Source organism: Aestuariibaculum marinum (assembly GCF_014596975.1).
Lineage (GTDB): Bacteria > Bacteroidota > Bacteroidia > Flavobacteriales > Flavobacteriaceae > Aestuariibaculum > Aestuariibaculum marinum.
The window spans coordinates 35,770-59,961 of sequence record NZ_JACVXD010000007.1 but is presented as its reverse complement, the minus strand read 5'-3'; the positions used below and the strand labels follow the sequence as shown (position 1 = coordinate 59,961).

18 protein-coding genes are annotated in these 24,192 nt (G+C 36.0%); 13 read left to right on the top strand and 5 right to left on the bottom strand.

Features of this window, described 5'->3' with window-relative positions; all coding sequences use genetic code 11:
* The first annotated feature begins 2 nt into the window (after positions 1 to 2).
* From aspS to ICJ85_RS12155, 4 genes are read left to right on the top strand one after another with little or no spacing between them, the layout of a single operon-like run.
* The gene (gene aspS / locus ICJ85_RS12170; protein WP_188224072.1) at positions 3 to 1,757 is read left to right on the top strand and encodes an aspartate--tRNA ligase; all 1,755 of its coding nucleotides are present in this window, start codon (positions 3 to 5) and stop codon (positions 1,755 to 1,757) included.
* Between the two features lie 44 nt (positions 1,758 to 1,801).
* Positions 1,802 to 3,595 carry a chloride channel protein gene (locus ICJ85_RS12165; protein WP_188224071.1) on the top strand — a complete coding sequence of 598 codons (1,794 nt, stop codon included), beginning with the start codon at positions 1,802 to 1,804 and terminating at the stop codon, positions 3,593 to 3,595.
* A 43-nt stretch (positions 3,596 to 3,638) separates the two neighbouring features.
* Positions 3,639 to 5,429, top strand: coding sequence for a chloride channel protein (locus ICJ85_RS12160; protein WP_188224070.1), 1,791 nt, complete (start codon positions 3,639 to 3,641; stop codon positions 5,427 to 5,429).
* Between the two features lie 3 nt (positions 5,430 to 5,432).
* Positions 5,433 to 5,669 carry a hypothetical protein gene (locus ICJ85_RS12155; protein WP_188224069.1) on the top strand — a complete coding sequence of 79 codons (237 nt, stop codon included), beginning with the start codon at positions 5,433 to 5,435 and terminating at the stop codon, positions 5,667 to 5,669.
* Between the two features lie 83 nt (positions 5,670 to 5,752).
* Here ICJ85_RS12155 and ICJ85_RS12150 read toward each other — a convergent pair whose 3' ends face one another.
* Together ICJ85_RS12150 and ICJ85_RS12145 are read right to left on the bottom strand one after the other, a co-directional pair.
* The gene (locus ICJ85_RS12150) at positions 5,753 to 6,202 is read right to left on the bottom strand and encodes a nucleoside deaminase (protein ID WP_188224068.1); all 450 of its coding nucleotides are present in this window, start codon (positions 6,200 to 6,202) and stop codon (positions 5,753 to 5,755) included.
* 82 nt (positions 6,203 to 6,284) lie between these two features.
* On the bottom strand, positions 6,285 to 6,767 hold the full coding sequence (locus ICJ85_RS12145; protein WP_188224067.1) for a lipocalin-like domain-containing protein: 483 nt from the start codon (positions 6,765 to 6,767) through the stop codon (positions 6,285 to 6,287).
* A 207-nt stretch (positions 6,768 to 6,974) separates the two neighbouring features.
* Between ICJ85_RS12145 and dxs the strand changes: the two genes are divergently transcribed.
* From dxs to ICJ85_RS12130, 3 genes are all read left to right on the top strand, one after another.
* Complete coding sequence (gene dxs, locus ICJ85_RS12140; protein WP_188224066.1) at positions 6,975 to 8,747, top strand: 1-deoxy-D-xylulose-5-phosphate synthase; 1,773 nt, start codon at positions 6,975 to 6,977, stop codon at positions 8,745 to 8,747.
* 155 nt (positions 8,748 to 8,902) lie between these two features.
* Positions 8,903 to 9,139, top strand: coding sequence for a thioredoxin family protein (locus tag ICJ85_RS12135; protein WP_188224065.1), 237 nt, complete (start codon positions 8,903 to 8,905; stop codon positions 9,137 to 9,139).
* Between the two features lie 78 nt (positions 9,140 to 9,217).
* On the top strand, positions 9,218 to 10,195 hold the full coding sequence (locus tag ICJ85_RS12130; RefSeq protein WP_188224064.1) for a permease: 978 nt from the start codon (positions 9,218 to 9,220) through the stop codon (positions 10,193 to 10,195).
* Positions 10,196 to 10,198: 3 nt separating this feature from the next.
* Here ICJ85_RS12130 and dgt read toward each other — a convergent pair whose 3' ends face one another.
* A complete protein-coding gene (gene dgt, locus ICJ85_RS12125) occupies positions 10,199 to 11,539 on the bottom strand; it encodes a dGTP triphosphohydrolase (protein WP_188224063.1) in 1,341 nt (446 codons plus the stop codon).
* A gap of 191 nt (positions 11,540 to 11,730) precedes the next feature.
* On the opposite strand from dgt, the gene ICJ85_RS12120 reads away from it, so the two are divergent.
* The 3 genes from ICJ85_RS12120 (at position 11,731) to ICJ85_RS12110 (ending at position 17,344) form a co-directional block, all read left to right on the top strand.
* Positions 11,731 to 12,114: a carboxypeptidase-like regulatory domain-containing protein gene (locus ICJ85_RS12120; protein WP_188224062.1), complete on the top strand. Its 384-nt coding sequence runs from the start codon at positions 11,731 to 11,733 to the stop codon at positions 12,112 to 12,114.
* 279 nt (positions 12,115 to 12,393) lie between these two features.
* The gene (locus ICJ85_RS12115; RefSeq protein WP_188224061.1) at positions 12,394 to 15,135 is read left to right on the top strand and encodes a TonB-dependent receptor; all 2,742 of its coding nucleotides are present in this window, start codon (positions 12,394 to 12,396) and stop codon (positions 15,133 to 15,135) included.
* Between the two features lie 157 nt (positions 15,136 to 15,292).
* Positions 15,293 to 17,344 carry a hypothetical protein gene (locus tag ICJ85_RS12110; protein WP_188224060.1) on the top strand — a complete coding sequence of 684 codons (2,052 nt, stop codon included), beginning with the start codon at positions 15,293 to 15,295 and terminating at the stop codon, positions 17,342 to 17,344.
* Between the two features lie 70 nt (positions 17,345 to 17,414).
* Here the strand turns inward: ICJ85_RS12110 and ICJ85_RS12105 are convergent, their stop codons facing one another.
* Entirely contained in the window at positions 17,415 to 17,765 is a 351-nt protein-coding gene (locus ICJ85_RS12105) for a toxin-antitoxin system YwqK family antitoxin (RefSeq protein ID WP_188224059.1), read from the bottom strand.
* 390 nt (positions 17,766 to 18,155) lie between these two features.
* Here ICJ85_RS12105 and ICJ85_RS12100 point away from each other — a divergent pair, with 390 nt between their 5' ends.
* From ICJ85_RS12100 to ppnP, 3 genes are all read left to right on the top strand, one after another.
* Complete coding sequence (locus ICJ85_RS12100) at positions 18,156 to 19,346, top strand: porin (RefSeq protein WP_188224058.1); 1,191 nt, start codon at positions 18,156 to 18,158, stop codon at positions 19,344 to 19,346.
* Between the two features lie 69 nt (positions 19,347 to 19,415).
* A complete protein-coding gene (locus tag ICJ85_RS12095; RefSeq protein WP_188224057.1) occupies positions 19,416 to 21,701 on the top strand; it encodes an inorganic phosphate transporter in 2,286 nt (761 codons plus the stop codon).
* 292 nt (positions 21,702 to 21,993) lie between these two features.
* Positions 21,994 to 22,275 carry a pyrimidine/purine nucleoside phosphorylase gene (gene ppnP, locus ICJ85_RS12090; protein WP_188224056.1) on the top strand — a complete coding sequence of 94 codons (282 nt, stop codon included), beginning with the start codon at positions 21,994 to 21,996 and terminating at the stop codon, positions 22,273 to 22,275.
* 119 nt (positions 22,276 to 22,394) lie between these two features.
* On the opposite strand, the gene ICJ85_RS12085 is transcribed toward ppnP, so the two are convergent.
* The gene (locus tag ICJ85_RS12085; RefSeq protein ID WP_188224055.1) at positions 22,395 to 24,191 is read right to left on the bottom strand and encodes a ribonucleoside-diphosphate reductase subunit alpha; all 1,797 of its coding nucleotides are present in this window, start codon (positions 24,189 to 24,191) and stop codon (positions 22,395 to 22,397) included.
* Between the last annotated feature and the right edge of the window lies 1 nt (position 24,192).

Below are 24,192 nucleotides of genomic sequence, written 5' to 3'. Positions count from 1 at the left end.
TTATGTACAGAAGTCATAATTGTGGTGAGTTAAACGCATCGCATATTAATAAAGAAGTAACCCTTGCAGGTTGGGTTCAAAAGTCTAGAGATAAAGGATTTATAGTTTGGGTAGATTTAAGAGACCGCTATGGTATTACCCAATTGGTATTTGATGAGGAGCGCACATCGAAAGACATGATGGAGCAGGCACAAAACCTTGGTCGCGAATTTGTTATTCAAGTAAAAGGAACCGTTATTGAACGCGCTTCTAAAAACCCGAATATTCCAACCGGAGATATTGAAATATTAGTTTCAGAATTAAACATTTTAAATGAAGCTAAATTACCACCGTTTACTATTGAAGACAAAACCGATGGTGGTGAAGATTTACGCATGAAATACCGCTATTTAGATATTCGTCGTAATCCGGTAAAAAATAATTTAATTTTCAGACATAAAGTAACACAGGAGGTTCGTAACTATTTATCTCAAGAAGGGTTTATAGAAGTAGAAACCCCTTACTTGATAAAATCAACCCCTGAAGGTGCACGTGATTTCGTAGTCCCTTCACGTATGAACGAAGGTCAGTTTTACGCCCTTCCGCAATCGCCACAAACCTTTAAGCAATTGCTTATGGTAGGTGGTATGGATAAATATTTCCAGATTGTAAAATGTTTTAGAGATGAAGATTTACGTGCCGACAGACAGCCTGAGTTTACACAGATTGACTGTGAGATGGCATTTATTGAGCAGGAAGATATTTTAAATGCTTTTGAAGGGTTAACACGCCACTTATTGAAAGAAGTAAAAGGTATTGAGATTGATAAATTCCCGAGAATACAATACGATGATGCCATGCGTTTATACGGAAACGATAAACCAGACATTCGCTTTGGTATGGAGTTTGGCGAATTAAACGACGTTGCTCAACATAAAGATTTCGGTGTGTTTAATAGTGCCGAATTAGTTGTAGGTATTGCTGTTCCAGGAGGAAATAGTTATACCAGAAAAGAAATCGATAAATTAATCGATTGGGTAAAACGCCCTCAAGTAGGTGCTTTAGGTATGGTTTACTGTCGTTGTAACGAAGATGGCACATTTAAATCCTCAGTAGATAAATTCTACGATCAGGATGATTTAGCAAAATGGGCTGAAGTTACCGGAGCTAAAGCCGGCGATTTAATTTGTGTGCTTTCTGGTGATAAAAATAAAGTACGTGCGCAATTAAGTGCCTTACGTATGGAATTAGCAGAACGTTTAGGTTTACGTAACCCAGATGAGTTCGCTCCGCTTTGGGTAATGGACTTCCCGTTATTAGAATGGGATGAAGATACTGAGCGTTACCACGCCATGCACCACCCGTTCACATCGCCTAAACCTGGTCAGTTAGAATTATTAAAAACCGACCCAGGAGCTGTAAAAGCTAATGCTTACGATTTAGTATTAAATGGAAACGAAATCGGTGGAGGTTCTATTCGTATTCACGATAAAGAAACCCAATCGTTAATGTTCGACTATTTAGGATTTACCCCTGAAGAAGCGAAAGCGCAGTTCGGCTTCTTAATGGATGCCTTTCAATATGGCGCACCACCACACGGAGGGTTAGCTTTTGGTCTGGATAGATTGGTGTCTATTTTAGGCGGACAAGAAACCATTCGCGATTTTATCGCATTCCCTAAAAACAATGCAGGTCGCGATGTGATGATCGATGCCCCTGCGCCAATTGACGATACACAATTATCAGAGCTTAATTTAAAACTAAATATAAATCAATAATCTAAATCCTGCTTTTGCAGGATTTTTTGATAGCTTATAATACTATGCCCAAAAAAACCATTTTAAAACAGATTTTAATCTGGAGAGCCAAATACATTTCTCACAGGCAGTTTATTTATATTCTAAGTATTATAATAGGTTTCACATCTGGAGTTGGCGCCGTTGTATTAAAAAACTTAACGCACTTTATTCAGCACTTATTAGAAGGGAAACTTATCGCAGATTATCATCATGCTTTTTATTTCTTATTCCCTATCATTGGTTTAGCCCTAGTGTATTTAATTATTAAATATGTTATAAGGAACAAAGTGAGCCATGGTATCCCTTCTACCCTTTACGCTATGGCCAAGCGTAAAGGTATTATGAAACGCTATCAAATGTTTGGCTCTATTTTAACGGCTCCACTTACCGTTGGTTTTGGAGGGTCGATAGGTTTAGAGGGGCCAACAGTGGCAACAGGTGCTGCGCTTGGATCTAACATTTCGAGGATGTTTCACATGAATCAAACCTCGAGAAATCTTCTTATTGGTTGTGCCGCAGCCGGAGCTATGAGTTCTATTTTTAAAGCCCCAATTGCTGCTATCATTTTTGCCATAGAAGTCTTTAGCTTAGACTTAACCATTGCTTCGATGTTGCCCCTGCTTTTAGCATCGCTTTCAGCTATTTTAACATCATACTTTTTCTTTGGAGATGATATTCTATTACCATTTAGAATTGAAGACAAATTCTACATTGACGACGCCCCTTTTTATATTATTCTGGGTGTTGTCGCTGCATTCGTTTCCATTTATTTTACAGAAATATATGATAGAATTCATACGTTTTTCGACAAGATTGAATCTCCCGTAAAAAGATTAATCATTGGCGGGTTAGGACTTGGGCTTTTAATATTTTTAATTCCACCTCTATATGGTGAAGGTTTCGATGTCATCAACAATTTAATAATTGGTAACCCCGAAAAAGCATTACAAAGCAACCTGTTTCATATGGATACCGATAACATCTGGATTGTCGTTATGTTATTAGGCGGACTCATTTTCTTTAAAATTATTGCCAGCTGCTTAACCTTTGGAGCAGGCGGCGTTGGTGGTATTTTTGCACCTGTTTTATTTATGGGAAGTATTATGGGCAACGCTTTGGCAAAAATTATAAACCACTGTGGGCTATTTAACGAACCTGTTTCCGAGAGTAATTTTACTCTTGTTGGTATGGCCGGGCTACTTGCAGGTGTGCTTCATGCCCCGCTTACTGCAATCTTCTTAATTGCAGAACTTACAGGAGGGTACGAACTTTTTATTCCTTTAATGTTAACCGCCACCATTTCGTTTAGCATTACCAAATACTTTAAAACGCACTCTGTTTATAATATGGAGTTAGGTCGAAAAGGTGAACTTATTACCCACGATAAAGACCACGCCGTATTAACTTTAATGGATATTGATAAAGTAATTGAAACCAACTTCATATCGATTACTCCTGAAATGAACCTGGAACAAATGATTCATACGGCCGTAATTAAATCTAACCGAAATATTTTCCCTGTTGTAAAACAAGACACACAAAAGCTTCAAGGAATTATATTATTAGATGATCTGCGTCCAATTATGTTCGACCAGTCTCTTTACAAAGAAGTTGTTGCCACCGATGTTATGCAAAAACCACCTGCAGTTATCAATTTAGACAAAGATAAAATGACCGACATCATGCAAAAATTCCAGGATAGTAGTGCTTGGAATTTACCTGTCACCAAAAACGGCATCTATTTTGGTTTTATTTCAAAATCTAAATTATTAACAGCTTACCGCAGACAATTAATCACATTACAGGTAAATTCTTAATATAACATACGTTCAAAAGCATTTATTTATTAACTTTATAAGCATGTCTTTTGAAGCAAAAAGCCTGTTGCGTAAATTTTTAATCTGGAAATACAAACATATTTCCGAGCGACAATTTATTTATATTTTAAGTGTACTGGTGGGCATGCTTGCCGGTGTTGGTACCGTGGTGCTAAAAAACCTAACACATTTTATTCGATCGCTTCTCGAACTAAACCTGTTTAAAAACTATCAGAACACCTTATATTTTATCTTTCCGATAATTGGCTTGGTTCTGGTGTTCATTATAAAACAAACCTGGCTCAAAAAACATATAGGTCATGGTATTTCTACCACCTTATATGGCTTATCTAAACTCAATGGAATTCTACCAAGATATAATATTTATGCGGCTTTAATCACAGCTCCGCTAACCGCTGGTTTTGGTGGGTCGGTAGGGTTACAAGGTCCCGCCGTAAGTGTTGGCTCCGCTTTAGGTTCCAATACAGCTCAGCTGTTTCATATGAATACCAAAACCCGATTACTTTTAATTGGCTGTGCATCTGCAGGAGCCATGGCTTCAATGTTTAAGGCTCCAATTGCAGCTATCGTTTTTGCTGTAGAAATCTTTAGTCTCGATATTGCTTTCACCTCATTAGTACCTTTGTTATTAGCCTCAGTTTCAGCTGTAATAACATCTTATATGTTTTTAGGAACAGATGTATTATTACATGTTATCATTAAAGATTCTTTCAACTTTAACGATATTCCCATTTATATCTTACTAGGAGTGGTTACAGCATTTACTTCGGTGTACTTTTCAAAAGTATTTTTTGGAATCACTAATTTTTTTAAACAATTTGAAAGCCGGGCAAAACGTCTTTTAATCGGAGGACTTGCCATTGGCACCATGCTGTATTTTATACCGCCGCTTTATGGTGAAGGTTATGGCATTATGAATAACCTTTTAAAAGGCGATCATCTATCTGCCATAAATACCACACCGTTTAAAAACCTAGATCTATCTAATATCTGGATTGTTATCGCCATGCTTTTAGGCATTACTGTATTTAAAGCCATTGCAATGACCACCACATTTGGAGCTGGTGGCGTTGGAGGCATCTTTATACCAACACTAATTATGGGCAGTGCTTTAGGCAATGCCTTTGCCAAAATTGTAAATAATATTGGTTTAGGATTCTCGGTTAACGAAGCTAATTTTACACTATTGGGTATGACCGGTTTAATGGCTGGTGTCCTTCATGCCCCTTTAACAGCCATATTTTTAATTGCTGAAATTACAAGTGGGCATGAATTATTTGTTCCTTTAATGATTGTAGCCGCTATTTCATTTGCTATTACGAAATATTACGTATCACACTCCATTTACACCATGAAACTGGCAGAGCGCGGTGAACTTATGACGCATGACAAAGACCAAAACACCCTCATCGCATTAGATATTGATAAGGTTATAGAGACTAATTTCGTTAAGCTAAAACCAGATATGTCTCTGGGGTATATTTTAAATGAAGCCGTAGCTAAATCTTCGAGAAACCATTTTCCTGTTGTAAACGACGACAATGAATTTTTAGGTGTAATAAGGCTCGACGATATACGACATATGATGTTTAATGCCGATCTTTACGACAAAGTTAGTGTTACCGATATTATGCATGCCGATGCCGGTATCATTAACTACGATGACGACACTATGAACGATATCATGGAAAAATTCAAATCTACCGGAGCTTGGAATTTACCAGTGGTAAAATCTGGAAAATACTACGGTTACATTTCTAAATCCAAATTATTAACTGCCTACAGAAGGCAACTATTAAAATTCACCAAATAACGCATGAAATATCTTATCATTATCATATTCCTTTTAGTTTTTACCAGCATTATTGCAGGCCTGGTTATTGACACTTCATATTCACAAAAACTTATTGGCTTTGGCGTAATGGGGCTTTTTTTTGTGGCATTTCCACTATTTGCGTATTACCGCTGGAAAGACAAAAACATTAAAGACTATATGATTACAAAAGAAAATTTAGAAGAAATGCGTAAATCGCAAGAAGAGAAGAAATACTAATTGTTTAAGCGCACCCCTATAAAGCTGCGCTTGGAGCACACATTTTAAACATTACCCTGAACTTAGCTCTATTTTTAACTTGGTTAGTTCAAATTTCGTTTTTCAATAAAAAAACGTTTCATTAATTCTGAAGCTTGAGCTTCCAAAACACCACCCTTCATGATAGTTTTAGGGTGCAACTTAGTATTCAAATTAATACAACCCCGTTGCTCATCTCTGGCTCCATAAACAATATTAGAAATCTGACTCCAGTACAAGGCTCCGGCACACATCTGGCAAGGTTCTAAAGTGACGTACAACGTACAATTTTGAAGATACTTCCCTCCTAAAAAATTAGCAGCCGCCGTAATTGCTTGCATTTCGGCATGGGCGGTTACATCATTTAAAGTTTCGGTTAAATTATGTCCGCGTGCAATAATTCTATTATCAATAACAATAACAGCACCAACAGGAATTTCACCTTTTTCAAAGGCCAGTTCGGCTTCCTGCAGCGCGCGTTTCATAAAATAGGTGTCGTCAAACGGGTTTTCCATGGATATGATAAGTAAAGTACTAAAATAAAAAAACCTATGACGTTTACATCATAGGTTTACAAATTATATTTAAGACTTCAACTTAATCTATTCTAGTAAAAATATCTGTCCATGCTTCGCCATTATCAGAACCTGAAAGCTTTAAAGTCGTTTCAGTTACTTCAATAGTTAAAGCAACTTGGTCTCCTTCAATAAAAACATTTAGTTTTCCCCCATCACGAGTATATGCTCCAAAAACTGTTTCATCTAATTCACATTCTCCTTCAATATTTTCGTAATTTTCAGACATTATACCCTTATTATCAAAGGTTAAATGTTCTCCGCAATCATCAGCTCCTAGAGAATAGGTTTCCCCTTCTTCAACATACCCAGTTCCTACCCAGTAGCCGACAATAGAAAAACTCCCCTCTTGAATCCCATCCTCTTGACCAGAGGTTTCGGGATTGATGTCTTCAGCACTTGTAGGTACTTCATTTTCACTTGGAAAGTTACCTTCGTCGTCACTACTACAAGCAACAAAAGTAGATACAAATAAAACTAGGGCTAATTTTGATAATAAATTCATGATTTTATAAATTTGGTTAATAGTGAATCAAACATAAAATAATAAGTTTTTATTTACAAAATTGTCTCATATTAAAGATTAAGATTACAATATTTTTACGACATTCTTAATTTTCAGCATAATTTTCTGCCATATTATTTATTCCTTTTGAATCATTATTCATTTAATTTTCAAAACTAACACTAATAAAATCTGTATTTTTGCCTCGTGCAAAACACCCTATTACATAGTATTAATTCTCCTAAAGACCTGCGTCTTTTAAAGCCTGAGCAATTACCACAATTGGCTCAGGAATTACGTGAGTTTATTATTAATATCGTCGCTGTTAAAGAAGGGCATTTAGGTGCCAGCTTAGGCGTCATAGAATTAACCATTGCACTGCATTATGTATTTAATACCCCAGATGACCAACTGATTTGGGATGTAGGCCATCAGGCTTACGGGCATAAAATATTAACAGAACGTAAAGCAGCGTTTCACACGAATCGCCAATTAGGAGGGATTTGCGGATTCCCAAAACGCGACGAAAGTATTTATGACACCTTTGGTGTTGGTCACTCCTCGACCTCAATTTCTGCAGCGCTAGGCATGGCCATTGCTTCAAAACTAAAAGGCGAAACCGAAAAGCAACATATTGCAGTTATTGGGGATGCTTCCATTGCTAGCGGTATGGCTTTTGAAGGTTTAAACCACGCCGGCGTAACAGATGCTAACCTTTTAGTTATTTTAAACGATAACGCCATAGGAATCGATCCGAGTGTTGGCGCTCTAAAAATGTATTTAACCAACGTTAAAAAGGGCACTCAAAAACAAGACAATATATTTGAAGCCCTGAATTTTGACTATTCCGGACCTATTGATGGGCATGATTTCGATGCTATAATTTCAGAATTAGAACGTTTAAAAACGGTAAAAGGCCCTAAGTTTTTACACATTATTACCACCAAAGGCAAAGGCTTACGCCAAGCTGAAGAAGACCAGGTTAGATACCATGCACCGGGAAAATTCGATTCTGAAACGGGAGAACTGATTCCGAAATCGACATCGAAAATCCCAAAATACCAAGATGTATTTGGGCATACCATAGTAGAATTAGCTAAGCAGAACAAAAATATTGTCGGTATTACTCCCGCTATGCCAACGGGCAGTTCATTAAAATACATGATGGCGCAACTGCCAGACCGTGCTTTCGATGTAGGTATAGCAGAGCAACATGCGGTTACCCTTGCTGCTGGTATGGTCACTCAAGGATTAATTCCGTTTTGTAATATCTATTCCACATTTTTACAGCGCGCTTACGACCAGATTATCCATGATGTCGCGATTCAAAACCTGCCTGTAATATTCTGTTTGGATCGTGCGGGATTGGTTGGTGAAGATGGCGCGACCCATCATGGGGTTTACGACTTATCATATTTACGATGTATTCCGAATCTGATTATTTTCGCGCCAAGAAATGAAATGGAGCTTCGCAATATCATGTACACAGCACAATTAGGCCTAAACCACCCGATTGCTATTCGTTATCCAAGGGGTCGTGGTATTACTGCTGACTGGAAGCAACCATTTAAAGCCATTAAAATTGGAACCGGAATTACACTAAAAGAAGGTGATAAAATAGCCATTTTAAGTATTGGAACCATTGCTAAAAATGTAACCGAAGCCATTGACCAATCTAACAATCCTGAGTCGATTGCCCATTACGATTTACGTTTTGTAAAACCTTTAGATGAACGACTGCTTCATAACATCTTCAAAAATCATAAAACACTTATTACCATAGAAGATAATTCAATTAAAGGTGGATTTGGATCGGCAATTTTAGAATTTGCAGCTTCTAACCATTATAAAAACGATATTAAAGTTTTAGGAATTCCGGATGCTGTTATTGACCATGCCAGTGTTTCTGAACTTCAACAACAAATTGGTTTAGATGCCCAACATCTATCAAAATTGCTAAACGACATTTTAAAGACCTGATTTGCCGACTTCTTATCGCAACAAAATCTAGCCGTCTCCTCTCCGGCAAAAACATCTAAAAAGGTGACAAAAGTCACATAGCATTTTAAATCCCTATCGTAATTTTACAATTGGGTTGTACCCCGTATCTGCTATCAATAATTATATATAAAATCATGAGTAAAGTAATTAAAATTTTAGGAACCGGTTGCCCGAAATGCCAATCGATGACCAATGTTGTTAAAGACGTTGTTAGCACAAATAATATTGATGCAAGCATTGAAAAAGTTGAAGATATTGTAGAAATCATGAAATTCAACATCATGACAACACCTGCTTTAGTTATTGACGATGTCATTACCATAAAAGGACGAGTGCCTACAAAAGACGAAGTACTTGCCCTTTTAAACTAGTAAAAATCTAACCATGGATTGTTTTACTAAAACTTTACATATTGAAAGTCACAAAACAACTTTCAAACATCCGTAATTATGTTTGATTGGTTGCAACATATAGCAGATTGGCTGGTTTACGACCTCTTAGATTTAGACCAAGAACAACATCTGGCTGAAGCTTTAAACTTCTTTATTTATGATACCGTCAAAATTCTAATTTTACTCGTTATTGTTATCTTTTTTATGGGTATTGTAAATAGCTACTTCCCCATAGATAAGGTTAAAAATTATCTATCAAGAAAAAAACTATACGGCCTGGAATACCTTATGGCGAGTCTTTTTGGAGTGGTTACACCATTTTGCTCCTGTTCTTCGGTTCCTTTATTTATTGGTTTTGTAAGAGGAGGCATCCCTCTAGGAGTTACATTCGCCTTTTTAATTACCTCGCCTTTAGTAAATGAAGTGGCTATTGGTTTATTTATAGGCTTATTCGGAATAAAAACGACACTATTATATATAATTAGCGGCGTATTGCTTGGCACCATATCCGGAATCATTCTTCAAAATCTAAAACTTGAAGGCTACTTAACACCCTGGGTGAAAGATATTTTGGCAAACGCACAAAAAGAACAAGACTTATTTAAAGCAGAAAAGCAAACCTTCACCCAACGTTTACCTATAATATGGACTGAAGTATTAAACATTCTAAAAGGCATAGTACCATATGTAATTGTCGGAATTGCCATTGGTGGAATCATGCACGGCTATATTCCTGAAGGCTTTTTCGAAAAATTCATGGCTAAAGACAACCTGTTTGCGGTTCCACTTGCTACTATTTTATCAGTACCCATGTACTCGAACGCATCAGGCATCCTGCCTATCGTTCAGGTATTAGTCTCTAAAGGCATTCCTTTAGGAACAGCCATTGCCTTTATGATGGGTGTGGTTGGCTTATCGTTACCCGAAGCTATGCTATTAAAAAAGGTTATGACCTTAAAACTAATTGCCATATTTTTTAGTGTGGTAACCCTGTGTATTATCATTTCAGGATACCTATTCAATATCATATTATAATCACTAAAAACTAATTCCTTTTATTTTTTTATAATCTAAAATCGCCTTGCTATCAGATAATAAAGAGACGTAGTAACATACGCCGGAAAGGCGAGCATACAAGCTTGGACTATTGTTTTTTATATTCTTCGGAAGACCATTTAATATAAGCTCGTCATAATTAGAAGCCGTACCGTTAAAACTATTGTTCACCGCAGCAGTGTAGGTTTCCAATAAGGTATTAATCACACCGTAACCTGCAATTTCTTTATCGATGACTTCAGTAGACTGATAAATATTTTCGATACTTATTTTAATGATATCGTTAATCTGCGCTTCGTATTTACTTTTGTCTAGCAATGCGCAATCGAAATCGCCATTTAAAATAGCTTCTTCATTTTCCATAAAGATATCGACCGCTTCATTAATTAAAGAGCCAATAGCCAAGGCGCGCAAATACCCTATACGATCTTCTTTGGTGGATAAGGCATAATAATTCTCCGGTCTTATAGTATGACGAATGATTTTGGACAAATACTCTAATGCATATTCTTCCTGAATAAGCCCTAGATTAATACCATCTTCAAAGTCGATGATGGTATAACAGATATCGTCTGCCGCTTCGACTAAAAATGTTAAAGGATGACGTGCATAACTAACACTATCTTCACTACGCTTAATCAAACCAAGTTCTTCGGCAATATCAACATATGCTTCCTTTTCACTTTGAAAAAACCCGTATTTCTTATCAGCAATATGCGTTGTTGGCTTTTTAGGCAACGACTCTTTAGGATACTTAGTAAAGGCTCCAAGCGTCGCATAACTTAAACGTAACCCTCCTATTCGTCCGGCGCGATCTTCTGTTAAAATTTTAAATCCGTTAGCATTTCCTTCAAAATCACATAAATCCTGATATTCCTTAGCTGTTAGTTGATCTTTATACTTTAGGCCTTCACCTGTTTTAAAGAATTCGCCAATAGCCTTTTCTCCCGAATGCCCAAACGGCGGATTTCCAATATCGTGTGCTAAGGCAGCAGCAGCCACAATAGCTCCGAAATCGTTAGCCTGATAACCATGCACTTTTTGTAAATGCGGGTGTTTTTCCAATAACTTTTTACCAACCAAACGACCTAGTGAGCGACCAACCACACTAACTTCCAGACTGTGTGTTAATCGGGTATGAACAAAATCGGTTTCCGATAAGGGAATCACCTGTGTTTTATCCTGTAAACTTCTAAATTCTGATGAAAAAATAATACGATCGTAATCCACCTCGAAACCTAAACGTGTTTCATCCTGCTCTTTTCTAAGTCGTTTATTTGTATCGCCAAAACGTTTTAAAGATAATAGTTGTTCCCAGTTCATAATATCATGTTAATGCATGGCAAGATAGTTAAATTCACCAATATTTACCCGGGTTTTATTTCTCAATAACTGTGTTCAGATAAGCTTTATTAACGTTAAGATAACATTAAATAAAGATTGTTTAATATTTACATAACACAATGCTCGTCTTTAAACTTTTAATTTGCAGTCTATTAAAAAAATTCATATAAATGAAAGGTTTATTTTTTGTAGCCGCAATGTTAATTTCAACACTATCTTTTAGCCAAAACACAGGCTTAGTTGTTGGAAAAATTATGGATGCCGAGGTAAATAATGCGCCTTTAGTTTTAGCTAACGTAACCATTAAAGGAACAGAAACAAAAGTAGACACCGATCAAACCGGATTGTTTTTATTAGAAAACCTGGAAGCTGGAGATTACACCCTAGTTTGTAGTTTTGTAGGTTACGAAACAAAAGAAATTAACGTTCACGTAGATGCTTTTGAGCCCACTGAATTAAAACTATCGTTAGCAGCTAGCACCATCTCTTTAGACGAGCTAGCATTATTAACCAGCACTGCTGATAAAGGAGACAAAGCTTTACCACAAGGGTAATTAAAATATAGTATATATTAGGGATTAAAAATATATATTCGAGTAGTCTGCAAAGCCAATAACCAAGTTATTGGCTTTGTTATTTTAATGGCTGTTTTTTATTACAAAATCACATTAAAACTTTATTGATTTTTACAAACTTCCAATGTTAAGTTAACGTTTACAAACATTAAATCTCATAACATTAACATAACGCTTTTATTACCATTGTTTAACTTCTAGGTAACGCTGCGTTCATACAACGTAACGTTCTTTGCAGCAGATAAAAACTAACATTTTATGAAAAAATTTACTGTATTGCTAATGCTTTTAGTAGGAGCAATGTCATACGCCCAAACCACTGGTTCTGTGGTTGGTAAACTTACTGATAAGGAATACAATAACGAACCATTAGCCTTTGCTAATGTTATTATTAAAGGTACCACTACTGGTACAACTTCAGACTTCGATGGATTATATAGTCTTGAAGATTTACAAGCCGGCAACTACACCTTAATTTTTAGTTTCGTAGGTTACGAAACACAAGAAATTGACGTTACAATTACAGCAGGTAAAGTAACCGAAGTTAACGTACCTATGGGTGCTAGTGCAGCTTCATTAAGTGAGGTTGTTATTACCACAACTACAAAACGTGAAAGTGAAACGGCTTTATTATTAGAGCAAAAGAAAGCCGTTCTTATTAAAGAAAGTATTGGTGCTGAACGTTTATCTAAAATTGGAGTATCTGACGCATCTGCGGCTACTGAAAAAATATCGGGAGTTACTAAAAGTGAAGGATCTGGTGATATTTATATTAGAGGTCTAGGAGACCGCTATTTATCAACTACATTAAACGGTTTACCAATTCCTTCTGATGATGTTAACAATAAAAACATCAACTTAAACCTGTTCTCTACTAATATCATTGAAAATGTTGGTATTAGCAAAACATACGCTACATCTAGCTACGCTGATCAAAGTTCTGGTAACGTTGATATTTCATCTAAAGGCTATTCTTCAAAAGAATTCGACATCCAATTATCATCTGGATACAATACTAACGTTTTAGGTAAAAACGGTTTTAAAACCAGTATCGTTTCTGAAGATGCGACTTTCGGATTCCACAAAAAAAAATACGCACTTGTAGATTTAATTACCAGACAAGGCTGGGAACCTGTAAACACAAAAAATATTGGAAACTACGGTATTAAATTATCTGGAGGTACAAAATTTGATGTATTCGGAAAACAAGTAAAATTATTTGCTGCTGGTTCTCACTCGAAATCTTACGACTATAGAGAAGGTGTATTTAAAAGTTACAGATCAAACGTTTTAGATAACTCATTTAACGACGTAGAGCAATATAACACTAGAACAAGCTCTACAGGTTATGTTGATTTAGGCTTAAAGCTTGACGATAACAACAACATTCGATTAACGAGTTTATCGGTAAACACCAGTAACGACCAGGTTTACGAGCAAGGTAGAAACGGTGAAGGTTATGTTTTCGATCAAGACCCTAAAGAAGATGGTGCTTTTGTTAGAGACCAAAACTTCAAACAAACTACCATGTTAGTTAATCAATTAGCAGGTACTCATCATATCTCTGAGAAAAACGAATTAAAATGGGCTGGAGGTTTTAACTACGTATTCGCACAAGAGCCTAACAGAATTAGAAATGAAGCTAACATTTTTGAAGAAGAAGGCTATGTACAATATGCTCACGTTGGTGATTACCAACAAAGAAAATCTAGCCAAAAAATTGAAGATACAGAATACAACGCTTATATCTCTGACGCTATCGAATTCGGTAAGTTAGATGAAGACGACATGTCACCATTCAAATTACATGTTGGTGCAGACTTCCGTCAAAAAGATCGTGTATTTAGCTCTCAATTTATTGGAGTAAGAGCTCGTGGTTTCCAAGTACCAGATGTAGATAGTTTCTCGTTAACCTTTACACCTGATAATTTTGAAAACGGTTTAGTATTACGCGAAGGTGTTGCAGACCGTTACGATGCCGACCTAAACATCATGGCTGGTTATGCTAACTTAGATTTTGGAATTAACAAACGTTTCTCTGGTAATGCCGGTGTGCGTTTTGAAAGAGATGAGATTAACGTACTTTGGGATGTTAACAACTATGTTGGTCGTGTAGGGCAAACTACAAAAGAATATACAGGACTTTACCCAAGTGTAAACTTAAAGTATGAATTAAACGAAAAACAATATTTACGTTTAGCTTCTAGTTTAACACAAACCTTACCAGAGTTTAAGGAAATCGCTCCATTCGAGTACGTTTCTCCAACTGGTCGTATTACAAGAGGTACACCTACCTTAGAGAAATCTGATGTATTTAACATGGATTTAAAGTATGAATTATTCCCAACTAAAGGCGAATTAATTTCAGCTACAGGTTTCTTTAAACAAATTAAAAATCCAATCAACTTAGCACAAAGTAGAGGATCCTCAGGTGTATTCGAATATCAAAACACAGGTGACCAAGCTGAAGTTTTTGGTTTAGAATTAGAAACAAGATTCGATTTAATTAAAAATGATGAAGAAGAAAGCTTGTTAAACTTTAATGCTAACGTTACCAAAATGTGGTTCAATCAAGATTTATACGAAAACTATCAGTATAAAGATGTTACAGAAACCGATTTACAAGGGGCTTCAGATTTAATTTTAAACGGATCGTTAAGCTATAACAGCAATACAGAAAGAGAATTCAACGCTTCTTTAACTGGTAACTATTCATCTGATAAAATCTTTGCTTTAGGTTCTCCTGAAGATTTCGACAACAGCGATGTACTTTACAACGATCAAATCATCGAAAAAGGATTTGTAACTCTAGATTTAGTAGTAAGTAAAGAGATTACAGAAAACCTACAAATTAAATTTGTTGGACGAAACTTATTAAACCCAGAAATCGAGCAAACACAGTTAATCAGAGACATTCCAACAGGAATTGAAACTAACGAAACTGTACAGTCTTACAAGAAAGGAAGTTTATTAAGCTTAAGTTTAAAATACACATTATAAATAAGTTAACATTGAGTTAACAAAACACATTCGTCGCAAAGCAAAGGGTAACCTAGTTTTAATATTAGGTTAATAGTGAACAAACACTTAGTCCTTTACTTTGCGACGAAATTATTTTGCTTTGAAAAAGCACAACAAAAAACTAATTAAAAACAAAATGAAAAAATCATTCCTAAATTTATTCAAAGCTTTTACTGCATCGGCAGTATTAGTTGTAGCTACAAGTTGTGACTCTGAAGATCCTGCTCCAATTGGAGGTGGCGATACTGAAGTAATGGCTAACTTAAAAGTTGGAGTATTAAACGGTACTTTAAAAGAGTCTTATACACTTGATGCTGCTGTACAATACGATTTAACAGGTTCATTCATTATTGACGAGGGAGCTATTTTAAACATCCCTGCCGGAACAACAATTGTTGCTGATAATGGTGGAACAGACGTATACATCGCTGCTTTAAAAGGTGGTCAGATAAACATTAACGGAACGGCAAGCAAGCCAGTAATTATGTCTTCTGCCGATGGTAACCCTGGAGACTGGGGTGGATTAACACTTTGTGGTAACGCAACAACTACAGCTGGTGTTGATGCTGTTGCCGAAGTAGGTGGTTTCATTTACGGTGGTAACGACGATTCAGATAGTTCTGGTATCATTAGATATTTACAAATTGTTGGTACTGGTGCTCAAATTAACTCTGAGTCTCAGTATAACGGGGTATCTTTCTACGCTGTTGGTTCTGGTACTTTAGTAGATAACGTTGCTGTTATTAACGGTGATGATGATGGTGTTGAGTTCTTTGGTGGAACTGTATCGGTATCTAACTTATATTTAGAAAATAATAGTGATGATTCTATCGACTGGACAGAAGGATGGAGCGGCACTGTAGATAACGCTTATATCTCACACACTGTTGCTGGATTCTCTACTGTTTTTGAAGGTGATAAAGCTAACGGAAATCCTAAATTTAATAACATCACAGCTATCTCTACTGTTGGAGGTACTGCATTGCAATTCAAAAAAGAATCTGGTGGAACAATTACTGGTTTATCTTTAAGTGGATATGATGTAGACTTAGATATGAAAGATGCTGGAGCAACTTCAAACGTAGTATTTGTTGATGGGTACACACCTGTTGCAATGGTTGAAGATGATGAAACAACTACAGATGTAGACGAAAGTGCATATACTTTTGCTTTAAACACTTCTGTTGTTCCTACTGTAGATGTTGCTGATTTTGACTGGGTAGCATCAGACTTATCTTTTGATACTGCTGTATTACAAGGTGCGGTTACTGGAGAGGTTACTCTAGATGCTTCTGTAAGCTATACATTAAACTCATCTTACATCGTACAAGATGGTGCTTCTTTAACAATCCCTGCTGGAACAAAAATTACTGCTAGAGATGGTGGTACTGGAGTTTACATTGCTGTTTTACAAGGTGGTCAAATCTTTATAGAAGGTACACCAGCTAACCCTGTAGTTATTGCTTCTGCTGCTGGTAACCCTGGAGACTGGGGTGGATTAACCATTTGTGGTAACGCAACAACGTCTGCAGGTGTTAACGCTGTTGCTGAAATTGGAGGTTTCATTTATGGAGGTACTACAGACAACGATAACTCTGGTTCTGTTAAAAACTTAGTACTTAAAGGAACTGGTGCTCAAATTAACTCTGAGTCTCAATACAACGGTGTATCTTTATACGCTGTAGGCTCTGAAACTGTATTAGAAAACATTGCGGTAATTAACGGTGATGATGACGGAATTGAGTTCTTCGGAGGTACTGCTTCGGTAACTAACTTATATTTAGAAAACAACAGTGATGATGCTATCGACTGGACAGAAGGTTGGAACGGAACTGTAGATAACGCTTACATCTCTCATACTGTAGCTGGTTTCTCAACTGCTTTTGAAGGAGATAAAGCTAACGGAAACCCTAAATTCAATAACATTACAGCAATCTCTACTGTTGGTGGTACTGCATTACAGTTTAAAAAAGAATCTGGAGGAACAATAACTGGATTACACTTAAATGGTTATGATGTTGATTTAGACATGAAAGACGGTGGAGCTACTTCAAATGTAATCATAGCAGGATCTGCAGCAGATGCTACTTTAATTACTGGAGAAACTACTTTCTACACATTAAATTCTGGTAAAGATGCTACCGCATTAGACATCTCTGCTTGGACATGGATTAATGCTGGCTTATAATATAAGCTTCTTTATAAAACATAAAAAAGCCTCCCAATCGGGAGGCTTTTTTATGTTTAGTATTTACATTTTAAAGACCCTTATCGTTCTTCACGTTTGTTTCTTTTAAACTTGCTATTTCATTAGCATTGTAATCTACTTCTTTTACAGTTTCACCAGTATAGTAAAACCATTTGCCGACTTTTTTCCCATTATCATAATTACCTGAAACCGTTTTCTTGCCTTCTTCATTAAAGCTCAACCATTCTCCTTGTAATTTACCATCTGTAGTGTAAAACCCTGTTTGGCTTACCTCTCCATTGTCATGATAGTAAGTTACTTCAATTAAATTGGTATCTTTATTAAACTTTAAGTCTCTTTTTTGTTGTCCAAAAGAAACCACAGTTACTAAAAAGGCCAGAGATAAAATAAACTTTTTCATAATCATGGGGTATTTAACATTAATACAGTAAAGATACGCATTTCGTAACATTTAATCAACACTTACGTAACATTAATTTAACATTACAACCTATACATATTGACTAACAACTGTTTACACTTTAAAAATTAACATATGCGAATTAATAATTACTTAATATTACGGTTACATTTAAATCAAGCATTTACATTTTATTTGCGTAAGTCTTAAGACAACATTTAGTATTTCATATAATCTATTAGTTTTTGTCGACTACATTATTATGATTTCTGTGGAGACTACCTTGGCCAAGGTAGTCTCTTTTATTTTACGTACATTTAACATTAAGGAAACATTGGTTTCGTTTTAATATTAGACTTTTGCGCCCGACAAAAACTAAGAATACAATTTATGAAATTTAGATGGAGCCTCGTAGCTATTTTAGTATTAGCTACAAGCACTTTTTTTGCGCAGGAAACCAATGCCCCAAAATTCGGGAAAGGACTTTTTAATTTAGTAGGTAAAGACAGTTCATTTACCATGAAAGTTGGATTCCGTATGCAACTTTTAGGAACATCAACATGGCAGGATGGAGAATCTTTAGAAACAAGTGCGCTAGTAAGGCGTTCACGTTTAAAATTTGATGGTTTTGCCTTTTCACCAAAACTTAAATACAAAATAGAGTTAGGATTATCTAACCGCGATATGTCTGGTGCATCACAATATACCAGCAATTCTCCAAGATATGTTATGGATGCCGTTTTAAAATGGAACTTCGCAGGAAACTTTGTTTTATGGGCAGGACAAACCAAATTACCAGGTAACCGCGAACGTGTTATCTCATCTGCAGATTTACAATTAGTAGATCGTTCGTTAGTAAACAGCCGTTTTAACATTGACCGTGATATGGGACTTCAGTTAAGACATCATTTCAACCTTTCAAACAAATTTATTGTTAAAGAAATATTATCGATTTCTCAAGGTGAAGGACGTAACGTAACTACCGGTAACGAAGGCGGACACCAATATACTGGTCGTGTTGAATTATATCCATTTGGTGATTTTCAAAGTAAAGGAGATTATAAGGGATCGGATTTAAAACGCGAACACACACCTAAATTAGCTGTTGGTGCCACCTATAACTTTAACAATAATGCCGTAAGAAACCGTGGTAACATGGGGTCTTACATGGAAACCGACGAAGGACTTTATGAAACAAATATTTCCGCTATCTTTATAGACGCAATGTTTAAGTACAGAGGGTTCTCTTTTATGGGAGAATTTGCTAATAGAACCGCCGATGATCCGTTTGCTAAAAATGCAGATGGCAGTTTAACTGGTGATAAAGTACAAGTAGGTAATGGATATAACTTAATGTCTGGTTATTTGTTTAAAAACAACTGGGAAGTAACAGGTAGATATACTAATGTAGAGTTAGATAAAACAATTACCGGTAAAGATCCGGAAACCCAATATACACTTGGTGTTTCTAAATATTTATCTGGTCATAAATTAAAAGTACAAACGGATATTAGCTACTTAGATGTACCAACCAATACTGGTCAGATCATGTACAGGTTACAGTGCGATATCCACTTTTAAAAGTTAACATTTAGATAACATAACAAAGCAAAACACTAAAGATATTTGCAAACTATTTCAAGTTAAATTATGGATAATTTATATTTATTTATGCTGATAGCCATCACTGTATTAGCTGTGGTTGATATTGTGGTTGGTGTAAGTAACGATGCGGTTAACTTCTTAAACTCAGCTATTGGTTCTAAGGCCATTCCTTTTAAAACCATCATGATTGTTGCCAGTTTAGGTATTTTCATTGGAGCCGTATTTTCAAGTGGTATGATGGAGGTTGCCCGTAAAGGTATTTTCGTTCCAGGAGAGTTTTTCTTCGACGAGATTATGATTATTTTCATGGCGGTAATGATTACCGACATTCTTCTACTCGACTTTTTTAACACATTAGGATTACCAACCTCTACTACAGTATCGATTGTATTCAACTTACTGGGAGCGGCAGTTGTTATGGCCTTAATTAAAACCAGTGTTTCAAATACTGAAACGATTTCAGATATTGGTAAATATATCAACACTGATAAAGCCCTGACCATTATTTTAGGGATTCTGTTGTCGGTCGTTATAGCCTTTACCGTTGGTGCATTTGTTCAGTGGATATCACGTTTAATATTCACGTTCCACTTCGAAACGAAAATGAAACATTTCGGTGCGTTTTTCGGCGGTTTTTCATTAACAGCTATCACTTACTTTATTTTCTTAAAAGGATTAAAAGGAACTCCATATTATAGTGAAATGCAAGGTAGTGTTGAAGGTAACGAAATCTTCATCATGCTGGGAAGTTTTGTTTTCTGGACTTTATTTGCCTATGCATTCCAGAAATTAACAAAGAAAAGCATCTTACTTATCGTTATTGCTGTTGGTACATTTGGTTTAGCCCTTGCATTCTCTGGTAACGACTTGGTAAATTTTATCGGGGTGCCTATGGCAGCATACCACTCTTATGAAGCCTGGATTGCTTCTGGCTTAGACGCCTCAGCATTTTCAATGGGCGTACTAGAAAAGAAAGTGCCTGCAGAACCTTTATTATTATTCATCTCTGGTGGTGTCATGGTAGTGACTTTATGGTTATCTAAAAAAGCAAGAACAGTTGCAGACACCGAGATTAGTCTATCTCACCAAGGGGATACTCACGAGAAATTTCAACCGAACTCATTATCACGTGGTGTAGTAAAAGCAACAACATTCCTTTCTGATACTTTTGAAGCTATTGTTCCTGCAAGTATTCAAGGTAAAATGAATGTGAGATTCGAAAAGCAAGAAGCTCTATTAAGCAAAGAAAAAGCTAAAGATGCCCCTGCCTTCGATATGATTCGTGCTTCGGTTAACTTAATGGTAGCTGGTGTATTAATTGCTATTGCAACATCAATGAAATTACCACTATCTACCACTTACGTAACCTTTATGGTGGCTATGGGTACATCGTTTGCCGATCGAGCTTGGGGTAGAGAAAGTGCTGTTTACCGTGTTGCTGGTGTATTAAACGTTATTGGTGGTTGGTTCTTTACAGCTATTGGAGCTTTTATCGCTTCAGGTTTTGTAGCCTTCCTAATCCACTGGAACCCTAGTGTAATGACGCCAATCTTGTTATTATTAACTGGCTTAATAATTTACAGAAACTACAAAGCACACAAGAAAACTTCTTCTCCTAAATCTTTAGAGGAAGATTACTTAAAGCAAGCTGAAAGCAGCTCGTTACAAGGTGTGATTCACGAAAGTGCATCAAACATTGCTAGTCTTGTAAAGCGTGGAAATAAAATTTACACCAATGCTATTAATGGTTTAGCTAAGCAGGATTTAGCCATGCTTAAAAAGAATAAAAAGCAGATTATTAAACTTTCAGACGAGGTTGATGAACTAAGAGATAACATTTTCTATTTCATCAAGAATTTAGATGAGTCTAGTGTTGGTGCTAGTAATTTCTATATTCACATTTTAGGATATTTACAAGATATGGTTCAGTCTTTAGAATACATTACTAAGGTGAGTCATAAGCATGTTAACAATAACCATAAGAAATTAAAATTCAACCAAATTAAAGAACTTAAAGAGGTGGATGAGCGTTTCGAAACGTTATTTAACAATATTCAAAATGCATTTAACACCCAGTCTTTTGATGAGTTATCGGTGATCTTAGGAAGAAAAGCTGAAATCACATCGTTAGTAACAACGAAAATTCAAAAGCAAGTGGAGCGTACTCGTACGGAAGAATCGAGTCCGAAGAACACAACCTTATACTTTAGTTTATTGTTAGAAACTAAAGATTTGTTAAACGCAACTATGAATCTTCTTGAAGAGTACGACCATGCACACGATGCATCGGTTAAGCCTGCTACCTTAAGCACAGAAGAAGCTAAAGCGTAAACAAAACAACATCTTAATGAAAAAAAGCCCGTGATTAAATCACGGGCTTTTTTTTACTTGTGCATTACAACTATTTCATAAAACTAACATAATACTAAAACTCCATTTACTTAACACTGTAGTTCTACTTTAGCTGTATAGAAAAGGATTAATCCTTTTTTCATAACATTTGAATCGTTGAGTTAGATGCAAGGCACCTGTAGTGGGTGCTTTGTTATTTCACAAAATCCTTGAAACGAATACACGGTAATTCCTATCTAATTTATATACATTTGCAAAAAACAAACCAATTATGATATCACAAAACAGTTATTTTGACAATAATGTAAAATCTTTAGGCTACACTTCTGCTACAGGAAAATCAACCTTAGGCGTTATGGAACCTGGTGAATATGAGTTCTCGACCTCTCTTCATGAAACTATGACCGTGGTTGAAGGAGAAATGACCGTAAAGCTTCCTAACGTAAGCGAATGGGTAACCTACAAAGCAGGAGAAGCTTACGAAATCGATGCTAACGAAAGCTTTTTAGTAAAGGTTAACACACAAACCGCTTACTTATGCCAGTACAAATAAGTACAAGCTTTTGAATCAATAAAAAAAAAGGCACCTCTCTCGAGGTGCCTTTTTTGGTAATATAACACTTAATTAAAAAATTATTCAGAGACAATTGAATAACTCAGCTTTTATATATACTAAGCCTCACAGCTTGCACATTCTTTCTTTTGTTTAAATTTCTGTGCTGCATTCATACTATGTTGATAGTATAATGACTTAAGCCCTAACTTCCATGCTGTAACATATATCTTATTGATATCTTTTACCGGCATATCTGGATGCACAATAATATTAACCGATTGCCCTTGATCTATATGATTTTGTCTATTGGCCGCTTGGTACACAATAGTTAACTGATCAATTTCAGAATAGGTTTTAAATACATCACGCTCATGCTCTGTTAAAAAGTCTAAATGTTGTACAGACCCATCATAATCACGAATACTACGCCAAACCTCAGCTGTATTTTGTCCTTTTTCTTCAAGAAGCGCTTCTAAGTAAGGGTTTTTAATTGTCGTTTTAATCTTGGCAATATCCTTAACATAAATATTAGACCAAATAGGCTCAATACCCTGAGATACCTGACCTAAAATAAAAGCCGAAGATGTTGTTGGTGCAATGGCATTTAAAGTTGCATTACGTCTTCCGTAACCTTTTAATACTTCAGGCTCTCCGTATAATTTTGCCAATTCTTCAGAAGCTTTATAAGACTTCTCCTGAATTAATTTAAAGATTTCACTATTTAAATTAAAGGCTTCTGTACTGTCAAACGATAACATTTTAGACTGTAATAAAGAATGCCAACCTAAAACCCCTAAACCTAGAGAACGATTAGATTTTGCAAAGTTATAAGCACGCTCCATAAATAAGAAGGTTTGTCTGTCATCTAAATCAGCAGAATCTCTAAACTCTTCTAGTTTTTCAATAAACTCGGTGATTACCGCGTCTAAGAAATATACCATGGTTTCAACGGCATCGGTATCTTTCCACTTATCGTAATGCAATAAGTTTACAGATGATAATACACAAACAAAAGACCATTGATCGTTAGATGGTAACATGATTTCTGTACACAAGTTACTAGCGACAATAGGTAATTTTTTGTCTCTATAAACATCGGCAGCACTATTGTTGGCATGGTCTTTAAAGAAAATATAAGGATAACCTATTTCCCCTCTTCTTTGAATAATTTTAGCCCAAATGGTACGTTTCTCAACATCTCCATCAATCATTTCCTGCATCCATTTATCGGTTACAGTTACCCCATGAGTTAATTCTTGAATAGCATTTCCTTCGGTACCTATTTCTAAGAACTCATTAATATCTGGATGTTCTACTGGTAAATATGGCGAAAAACGACCTCTTCTTACCGAGCCCTGACTAACAACGTCAACCATTTTTTCGAACAACTGCATAATGTGTACAGCACCCGATGAATACCCGTTATTTTTTACCGGCGCGCCACGGTGTCTTAAATTACCGAAATACCCAGAAGTACCTCCACCTAATTTAGACATCATTCCAACTTCAGACTGCGTATAAAGAATATTCCCCATATCGTCTGCTATGTTAGATCCAAAACAACTAATTGGTAAACCACGTTTTTTACCAAAATTAGACCACACCGGTGATGCTAACGAGAAAAACCCTTCAGACATATATTTATAAAACTTGTCTGCATAACCATCTATTTTAAGAATTTGTTCTGCGCGTTCTGCGATTTCTCTAATTCTTCCTTCAGGAGTTACACCATCGGTTAAATACCCTGATTCTAAAAATTTACGACTATTTTCAGTAAGCCATTTAAACTCTGGTTCACTATCTGAATCAGCCTGATTTGTATTTTTTATATAAGCTTTCCTAGCGTTTAATAATTGTTCTTTGCTGGATTGTTGTTCTGTTTGTTCGTCTTGGAGGTGCGTGTTTAATTTCATA

Excerpts from the sequence above, each read along its gene's own strand:
- aspS (WP_188224072.1), top strand. The coding sequence starts at position 3 with ATGTACAGAAGTCATAATTGTGGTGAGTTAAACGCATCGCATATTAAT.
- ICJ85_RS12165 (WP_188224071.1), top strand. The coding sequence starts at position 1,802 with ATGCCCAAAAAAACCATTTTAAAACAGATTTTAATCTGGAGAGCCAAA.
- ICJ85_RS12160 (WP_188224070.1), top strand. The coding sequence starts at position 3,639 with ATGTCTTTTGAAGCAAAAAGCCTGTTGCGTAAATTTTTAATCTGGAAA.
- ICJ85_RS12155 (WP_188224069.1), top strand. The coding sequence starts at position 5,433 with ATGAAATATCTTATCATTATCATATTCCTTTTAGTTTTTACCAGCATT.
- ICJ85_RS12150 (WP_188224068.1), bottom strand. The coding sequence starts at position 6,202 with ATGGAAAACCCGTTTGACGACACCTATTTTATGAAACGCGCGCTGCAG.
- ICJ85_RS12145 (WP_188224067.1), bottom strand. The coding sequence starts at position 6,767 with ATGAATTTATTATCAAAATTAGCCCTAGTTTTATTTGTATCTACTTTT.
- ICJ85_RS12135 (WP_188224065.1), top strand. The coding sequence starts at position 8,903 with ATGAGTAAAGTAATTAAAATTTTAGGAACCGGTTGCCCGAAATGCCAA.
- ICJ85_RS12130 (WP_188224064.1), top strand. The coding sequence starts at position 9,218 with ATGTTTGATTGGTTGCAACATATAGCAGATTGGCTGGTTTACGACCTC.
- dgt (WP_188224063.1), bottom strand. The coding sequence starts at position 11,539 with ATGAACTGGGAACAACTATTATCTTTAAAACGTTTTGGCGATACAAAT.
- ICJ85_RS12120 (WP_188224062.1), top strand. The coding sequence starts at position 11,731 with ATGAAAGGTTTATTTTTTGTAGCCGCAATGTTAATTTCAACACTATCT.
- ICJ85_RS12115 (WP_188224061.1), top strand. The coding sequence starts at position 12,394 with ATGAAAAAATTTACTGTATTGCTAATGCTTTTAGTAGGAGCAATGTCA.
- ICJ85_RS12110 (WP_188224060.1), top strand. The coding sequence starts at position 15,293 with ATGAAAAAATCATTCCTAAATTTATTCAAAGCTTTTACTGCATCGGCA.
- ICJ85_RS12105 (WP_188224059.1), bottom strand. The coding sequence starts at position 17,765 with ATGAAAAAGTTTATTTTATCTCTGGCCTTTTTAGTAACTGTGGTTTCT.
- ICJ85_RS12100 (WP_188224058.1), top strand. The coding sequence starts at position 18,156 with ATGAAATTTAGATGGAGCCTCGTAGCTATTTTAGTATTAGCTACAAGC.
- ICJ85_RS12095 (WP_188224057.1), top strand. The coding sequence starts at position 19,416 with ATGGATAATTTATATTTATTTATGCTGATAGCCATCACTGTATTAGCT.
- ppnP (WP_188224056.1), top strand. The coding sequence starts at position 21,994 with ATGATATCACAAAACAGTTATTTTGACAATAATGTAAAATCTTTAGGC.
- ICJ85_RS12085 (WP_188224055.1), bottom strand. The coding sequence starts at position 24,191 with ATGAAATTAAACACGCACCTCCAAGACGAACAAACAGAACAACAATCC.